The organism is Mesorhizobium sp. M1E.F.Ca.ET.041.01.1.1 (genome assembly GCF_003997355.1).
Taxonomy (GTDB): domain Bacteria; phylum Pseudomonadota; class Alphaproteobacteria; order Rhizobiales; family Rhizobiaceae; genus Mesorhizobium.
In genome coordinates this window covers 1-4,440 of sequence record NZ_RZSL01000511.1, presented here as the reverse complement: position 1 = coordinate 4,440, position 4,440 = coordinate 1, and the positions used below count along the sequence as shown (strand labels likewise).

General features: G+C 63.6%; 4 protein-coding genes. 3 read left to right on the top strand and 1 reads right to left on the bottom strand.

Features of this window, described 5'->3' with window-relative positions:
* Positions 1-229 precede the first annotated feature (229 nt).
* Positions 230-1,150 (bottom strand): LysR family transcriptional regulator, encoded by a 921-nt coding sequence (locus tag EOA38_RS29015; protein ID WP_126090629.1) that lies wholly within the window; start codon positions 1,148-1,150, stop codon positions 230-232.
* A 151-nt stretch (positions 1,151-1,301) separates the two neighbouring features.
* Here EOA38_RS29015 and EOA38_RS29010 point away from each other — a divergent pair, with 151 nt between their 5' ends.
* From EOA38_RS29010 to EOA38_RS29000, 3 genes are all read left to right on the top strand, one after another.
* Positions 1,302-2,528, top strand: coding sequence for a urate hydroxylase PuuD (locus tag EOA38_RS29010; RefSeq protein ID WP_127300854.1), 1,227 nt, complete (start codon positions 1,302-1,304; stop codon positions 2,526-2,528).
* Positions 2,529-2,530: 2 nt separating this feature from the next.
* Positions 2,531-3,844 (top strand): guanine deaminase, encoded by a 1,314-nt coding sequence (gene guaD / locus EOA38_RS29005; protein WP_127300853.1) that lies wholly within the window; start codon positions 2,531-2,533, stop codon positions 3,842-3,844.
* Positions 3,845-3,923: 79 nt separating this feature from the next.
* On the top strand, positions 3,924-4,427 hold the full coding sequence (locus EOA38_RS29000; RefSeq protein ID WP_126090626.1) for a heme-degrading domain-containing protein: 504 nt from the start codon (positions 3,924-3,926) through the stop codon (positions 4,425-4,427).
* Positions 4,428-4,440 lie beyond the last annotated feature (13 nt).

The window sequence follows — 4,440 nt, the reverse complement described above, 5'->3', positions numbered from 1 at the left end:
CCGCCACTTCCGCCTTCCGCACAAAGCCAGCGATCTCTGTGAATGTCAGCCCGGCCTGCCCCGTGGCGGCCGCGATGTCGAGCGAAACGGCAAGATGCATTGTGCGGCCCATTCGGCTGCCTGACAGCGTTCCGGCTACCAACCTAGGCTCGCCCCCAGGCAAGGCAACCCGATCGGCTGGGCCAGCAGCCAGTCACTTGCCGACCAGTCCCTACTTGCCGGCCAGCCCTTACTTACCAGCAAGAATATCCTTGATCAGCCGCTGGCAGCGGTCGGCCATGAAGTCGAGCAGCAGCCGCACCTTCGGGTCCTGCAGCTTCTTGTGCGGATAGACGGCGGCAAGCTGCACCGGCGTCGGCGGCGTCTTGGCCAGGATCACTTTCAGCCGCTGGTCGCGGATGAACGGCTCGACCTCGAAGCGCGGCTTGTTGATGATGCCGCGTCCCGACAGTGCCCAGCCTGTCAGAACGTCGCCGTCGTCGGTGTCATATGGCCCGTGCACCTCGAATTTCTGCACGCCGTTCGGCGTCTGCAGCGTCCAGACATATTCGCGCGTGCCGGCATAGCGCAGCATCAGGCAGTCATGCTTCTTGCCGATCAGCTCCTGCGGCTCGACCGGCTCGCCACGCGCTTCCAGATATTTCGGCGCCGCCACCAGCACGCGCTCGCAGTCCATGATGCCGCGCATCCTGAGACTCGAATCCTCGATGATGCCGAGCCGGAAGGCGACGTCGATGCCTTCCTTCATGATGTCGACATTGTGATCGGAGAGCCTGAGCCGCACCTCGATATCAGGATATTTGTCGTGGAAGTCCGGGATGCCGGAAGCGATCAGCCGCCGGCCGAGGCCGAGCGGCGCCGTCACCCTGATGGTGCCGCGTGGCTGGCCGGAGAGAGCGGCGACAGCGGCTTCTGCCTCGGTGATCGCCTCCAGGACCTGCTTGGCGCCGGTGTAGAACACCGTGCCATGCTCGGTCGGCATCAACTGCCTTGTCGTGCGATTGAACAGCCTGACCCCGAGATGCTTCTCCAGTTCCTTGATGCGGTTGGAGGCGACCGCCGGCGAGATGCGCATGTCGCGACCGGCCGCCGAAAGATTGCCGAGCTCGACGACGCGGACGAAGACGGCGATGTTGTCGAGATAGGCCATGCGGCTGTCGTGGCTCTCAAACGGCTCAGTGTGGTGAGCGTAGTATTTTCCATTTTTTTTTGAAAGTCATCGCGGGCCCCGCCTCTTTTCGTTTCGGCGCCAGCCCGTAAAGTCGTGCAACCGGCAGGGACGATTTCCCAGGGGCGACTCGATGATGGATTTTGCGATTTTCTGGGACTGGCTGAGCTTCGCGGTCCGCTGGCTGCATGTCATCACCGGCATCGCCTGGATCGGCTCCTCCTTCTATTTCGTCGCCCTCGATCTCGGGCTTCGCCAGCGTCCCGGCCTGCCCGCCGGCGCCTTCGGCGAGGAATGGCAGGTGCATGGCGGCGGCTTCTACCACATCCAGAAATACCTGGTGGCGCCGGCCGAGATGCCGGAGCACCTGACCTGGTTCAAATGGGAATCCTACGCCACCTGGCTGTCGGGCTTCGCCATGCTCTGCGTGGTCTATTATGCCGGGGCGGATCTCTTCCTGATCGACCCCAACGTGCTCAACGTCTCGGTGCCGGTCGGCATCCTGCTGTCGTTGGCGACAATCGGCGTCGGCTGGATCGTCTACGATCTTCTGTGCCGCTCGCCGCTCGGCAAAAGCGACACCGGGCTGATGCTGGTGCTTTACTGCGTGCTGGTTTTCATCGCCTGGGGCCTCACCCACCTCTTCACCGGCCGCGCCGCCTTCCTGCATCTCGGCGCCATCACCGCCACGATCATGTCGGCCAACGTCTTCATGGTCATCATCCCCAACCAGAAGATCGTCGTCGCCGACCTGATCGCCGGCCGCAAGCCGGACCCGAAATACGGCAAGATCGCCAAGCAGCGCTCGCTGCACAACAACTACCTGACCTTGCCGGTCCTGTTCCTGATGCTGTCGAACCATTACCCGCTGGCCTTCGGCACCGAGTTCAACTGGGTCATCGCCTCGCTGGTCTTCATCATCGGCGTGCTGATCCGGCACTATTTCAACACGGTGCATGCAAGGAAGGGCAACCCGACCTGGACCTGGCTCGGCGCCGCCGTGCTGTTCATGATCATCGTCTGGCTCTCGACGGTGCCGAAGGTGCTGACCGGCGAGCCGAAGACCTCTGCCGCATCGGCTGCAGCCCAGGTCTACATGGCTTCGGCCCACTTCGCCGCCGTGCGCGACACCGTGCTCGGCCGCTGCTCGATGTGCCATACCGAGGAGCCGGTCTATGAAGGCATCTACCATGCGCCGAAGGGCGTGATGCTCGACACCGACGCGCGCATCGCCGAGCATGCCCGCGAGATCTATCTGCAGGCCGGCCGGGCGCATGCCATGCCGCCCGCCAACGTCACCCAGATAACCGACCAGGAACGGGCCCTTTTGGTCGCCTGGTTCGAAGGCGCCGGAAAGTAAGCATGACATCGAAACTCCTGCGCGGCCGCACGCTCTCTTTCCTGCGCTGGCCCGAAGCGATAGACGACCATGCCGCCTGGCGCTACGAGGAGGATGGCGCGCTGCTGCTCGACGAAGGCAAGATCGTTGCCGCCGGTCCCTATGCCGAGGTCAAGAAGCGCGCAGGCACCGGCGTCGAGACGATCGACCATCGCCCGCATCTCATCTTGCCTGGGTTCCTCGACGCCCATGTGCATTTTCCGCAGATGCAGGTCATCGCGTCCTACGGCGCCGAACTGCTCGACTGGCTGAACAAATACACTTTTCCCGAAGAGACGAAATTCCGGAACGCGCAGCATGGCCGCCGCATCGCGCGGCTGTTCCTTGATGAAATGCTGCGCCACGGCACGACGACGGTCGCCGCCTACTGCTCGGTGCACAAATCTTCCGCCGAAGCCTTCTTCGCCGAATCCCATGACCGCAACATGCTCAACATCGCCGGCAAGGTGATGATGGACCGCAACGCGCCGGACGGCGTCCTCGACACGCCGCAGACCGGCTATGACGACACCAAGGCGCTGATTGCCGAATGGCACGGCAAGGGCCGCCAGCTCTATGCCGTCACGCCGCGCTTTGCGATCACCTCCTCGCCCGAGCAGATGGAGATGGCCGGCGCGCTCTGCCGCGAGCATCCCGATCTCCACATGCAGACGCATCTGTCCGAAAACCACGCCGAGATCGCCTTCACCCAGGAACTCTATCCCTGGTCGCGCGACTACACCGATATCTATGAGCATTACGGCCTGCTGGGCCGGAAGAGCCTGTTCGGCCACTGCATCCATCTTTCGGAGCGCGAGGCCGATGCGCTGTCGCAGTCTGGCTCGGTGGCCGTGTTCTGCCCGACCTCCAATCTCTTCCTCGGCTCCGGCCTGTTCGACTACCAGCGCTACCGCGGCCGCGAAAAGCCGCTCCGGATCGCCGCGGCCACCGATGTCGGCGGCGGCACCAACTATTCGATGCTGCGCACCATGGACGAGGGCTACAAGGTGATCGCGCTGAACGGCGAGAAGCTGAACCCGTTCCAGTCCTTCTGGCAGTTGACGCGCGGCAATGCCGAGGCGCTGTCTGTCGCCGACAAAGTCGGCACGCTCGATGAAGGCACAGACGCCGACATCGTCGTGCTCGACGCCTACGCCACGCCGGCGATGCGGCTGAGGATGGAGACGGTGGAGACGCTGGCCGAGGAACTTTTCCTGCTGCAGACGCTGGGCGACGATCGCGCCGTGCGCGAGGTCTATGTGGCGGGCCGGCCGGCAAAGAGCGCCATCGCGGCATAACGCCATTCCACGCGCTCCGCGCTTGACCCGGCGTCAGCCATCGGCCAAAGCGTGCGTCGGACATTGACAGGGGAACGCCATGGCTGCCGCCGACGACATCGCTCTGATCAAGAAACAGGAAGCGGCGCTGGTCTTCCCGGCCTTCGACGAGGCCACAGCCTTCGAGATCGGCTCGGCGATACGGGAACGGGCGCTCAAGGAAAATCTGCCGATCATCGTCGACATCAGGACCTTCGACCGACCGCTCTTCTATGCCGCCATGCCGGGTTCGAATGCCTCCAATCCCGACTGGGCGCGGCGCAAGATCAATGTCGTGAAACGCTATCTGAGAAGCACCTACCGCATGGTGCTGGAGCAGCAGCGGCCCGACCGCACCTTCAAGATCGGCGAGGCGCTGGACATCGCCGACTATGTGCTCGCCGGCGGCGGCTTTCCCGTAACCGTCAAGGGCGCTGGCGTCGTCGGCGTCATTGCTGTCTCGGGTCTGCCTGAAAGGGATGACCACGGCGTCGTGGTCGATGCGCTCTGCGCCCATCTCGGCATCGACGCAAGCAAGTTCAGGTTGCCGCCGGAAGAAAAATGACCGATCCAAAGTC

Bases quoted from the DNA above. Each gene is read 5' to 3' on its own strand.
- EOA38_RS29015 (WP_126090629.1), bottom strand. From the start codon at position 1,150: ATGGCCTATCTCGACAACATCGCCGTCTTCGTCCGCGTCGTCGAGCTC.
- EOA38_RS29010 (WP_127300854.1), top strand. From the start codon at position 1,302: ATGATGGATTTTGCGATTTTCTGGGACTGGCTGAGCTTCGCGGTCCGC.
- guaD (WP_127300853.1), top strand. From the start codon at position 2,531: ATGACATCGAAACTCCTGCGCGGCCGCACGCTCTCTTTCCTGCGCTGG.
- EOA38_RS29000 (WP_126090626.1), top strand. From the start codon at position 3,924: ATGGCTGCCGCCGACGACATCGCTCTGATCAAGAAACAGGAAGCGGCG.